Annotated in this window: 2 protein-coding genes and 1 tRNA gene; all 3 read right to left on the bottom strand. The window is 68.5% G+C overall.

Annotated elements, in window-relative coordinates; translation table 11 throughout:
• Window positions 1-467: cupin domain-containing protein (locus tag AC1D12_RS30425; protein ID WP_477844963.1), on the bottom strand; the 467-nt coding region annotated here is incomplete at its 3' end.
• Window positions 468-588: 121 nt separating this feature from the next.
• Window positions 589-665 (bottom strand) — tRNA-Met (locus AC1D12_RS30420).
• A 45-nt stretch (window positions 666-710) separates the two neighbouring features.
• Window positions 711-2,588, bottom strand: a complete 1,878-nt coding sequence (gene dsbD / locus AC1D12_RS30415) for a protein-disulfide reductase DsbD (protein WP_477844962.1) — start codon at window positions 2,586-2,588, stop codon at window positions 711-713.
• Window positions 2,589-2,686: the final 98 nt, after the last annotated feature.

Raw genomic sequence — 2,686 nt, 5'->3', positions numbered from 1 at the left:
CCGTACTTCTGTTCGTCGGCGGGGTTCACGAAGTGCCGTCCGCCGGGACCCATGCCGGTCACTTGAACGATGGTCTCGTCCCGCACTTCGACGAAGTGGGGGACGTTGGCCGGCTCGGTGTAGAAACTGCCCGCGGGCAGGGCTTTCAGGGCCTTGGCATCCCACTTCTCGCCATAGCCCGTGTACCAAGTGCCGGACAGCACGGTGATCTGCCGGAAATCGGGGTGCGTGTGCGGGGCAAGCTTGTAGCCGGCGGGCACTTTCAGTCGGATCGTGTAAGGCCCCGGCTTGGCCGGGTCGCCGATCAGGATCGCCTGGGAGATGCCGCGCACGGCGAGGCCGCCCGTGTCCCATTTCATTTCTTCCGGCGTCAAGGTGACCACGCCTGCATCAGCAGCTTGGGCGATCACGTTGCACGACAGCACAGCCGCCGCGCACAGAAACAAGATTGTTGGTTTGATGTTCATGGTTGACCCTGTTGAATCTGCAGGACTGCAGGACCTGCATGTCGCAAAGTCTGCGCCACATCCCGCGCCAGATTTGAAATGCAAAAAGGCCCTCGCATGGAGGGCCTTCTTGTTCTGGATTTGGTTGCGGGGGCTGGATTTGAACCAACGACCTTTGGGTTATGAGCCCAACGAGCTACCAGACTGCTCCACCCCGCGACTGAGCCTGTGACTATAGCACAGGAACTGATGGCATTGCGAGGTTTACAGACCGGCCCGCTGCAATGTCACGAGAAACTCTTCGGYCTTCTGGAAGCCGATCACGCGGGTGCCCTGCATTTCACGACCGTCCGCCGAGAAGAAGATCGTGCCCGGCGGGCCGAACAGGCGGAAGCGCTTCAGCAGCGCGCGATCGTCGTCGTTGTTCTTCGTGACGTCGGCCTTCAGCAGCAGCGCGTTCGCGAGCTTCGCCTGCACCGCCGCGTCGGTGAACGTGAAGCGCTCCATTTCCTTGCACGACACGCACCAGTCGGCATAGAAGTCGAGCATCACCGGCCGGCCCGCGCTGCGCAGCGCGGCATCGAGCTCGGCAACGCTGCGCACCGTCGCGAAGGTCGGCCCATGCGCTGCCGCGACGGCACCGCCACCCCGCAAATGCCCGAGCGGCTGCAGCGGATCGGTGCCGCCCGAGGCCGCGCCCACCAGTTGCAGCGTGCCCAGCAAGGCCAGCACCGCCGCACCCGACTTGCGCAGCAGCGTGCCCGGCGCCGTCGCCGGCGCGTGCGCGCCCCCGGCCAACGCCACCACCGCCGCACCGATCAGCAACGCGCCCCACAGCGCCAGCGCCAGCGTGGCCGGCAGCACCGGCTGCACCGTGTACAACGCCACCGCCAGCAGCATCAGGCCGAACAGGCGCTTGACGCCGTCCATCCATGCGCCGGCACGCGGCAGCAGCGTGCCGGCCGACGCCCCGACCAGCAGCAGCGGGATGCTCATGCCGGCCGCCAGCGAGAACAAGGCCGTGCCACCGAGCAGCACGTCGCGTGTCTGGCTCAGGTACACCAGCGCACCGGCCAGCGGCGCGGCCACGCACGGGCTCACGATCAACGCCGACACGCCGCCCATCGCGAACACGCTGGCCATGCGCCCGGCCGGCAGTTGCTGCGAGGCTTCGGTCAGGCGGCCGGTCAGCGCCGCCGGCAACTGCAACTCATACACGCCGAACATCGAGACCGCGAGCGCCACCAGCCCCAGCGCGAACACGCCCAGCACCCACGGGTTCTGCAGCGCCGCCGCGAGCCCGACGCCGGCCAGCCCCGCCGCCACGCCGAACGCGGTGTAGACCAGCGCCATGCCGAGCGAGTAGCTCGCGGCCAGCGCCAGCCCGCGCGAGCGGGTCACGCTGTGCCCCTGCCCGACGATGATCGACGACAGGATCGGCAGCATCGGCAGCACGCAGGGCGTCAGCGACAGCAGCACGCCGGCCAGGAAGAACACGCCGACCACGGTCCAGAAACGGCCACCGCGCAACGCGGCGTCGATGCCGGCGCTGTCGGTGGATGTCGACACTGCCGATGACGGCGACGGCGGCGTGGCCTCCGTCCGCGCCAGGGCCGCGGCGGCTGAGCCGGTGGAGGGCGCGACGCTCGACGACGTGGCACCGCTGCCGCCCGCCGCCACCAGCCGCGCCGTCCCGTCGCCGCCGAAGCCGCTCAGGCCGATCTCCGCCTGCGTCTCGCGCGGCGGATAGCACAGGCCCTTGTCGGCACACCCCTGGCTCGTCACCGTCAGCGTGAAGCTCGGCGCGGCCTGCTGCACCGGCACGACGATGCGGATCACGTCGCGGTAGGTCTCGACGTTCTTCTGGAAGGTCTCGTCGAACTTCACCTTGCCCGGCGGGATGACCGGCTCGCCGAGCGTCGCTCCGCCGGCCGCGAATTTGAACTGCTCCCGGTAGAGGTAGTAGCCCGGCGCGATCGCGAAGCTGACCTCGACGCTCTTCGCGTCCAGCGGCTTCGCATCGAAGCGAAAGGCCACCGCAGGGTCGAGGAAATCGTCGGCGGCCCGCGCCGCGCCGGGCAGCACGCACAGCGCGGCCGCCAGCATCATCAACGCAGCCGCCAGACGCGGCCAGGGGGTCACGGGATTCAATGCACGCATGGGAGGGGGAGTCGAAGGCACGCGACAGGTTCCGTGCCGCTATTTGAAGAATCGGCGGCGGGTGAGCACCAATGCCAGGT

This window comes from Rhizobacter sp. P1_G5 (assembly GCF_056405435.1).
This window is presented reverse-complemented; position numbering and strand designations above follow the sequence as displayed.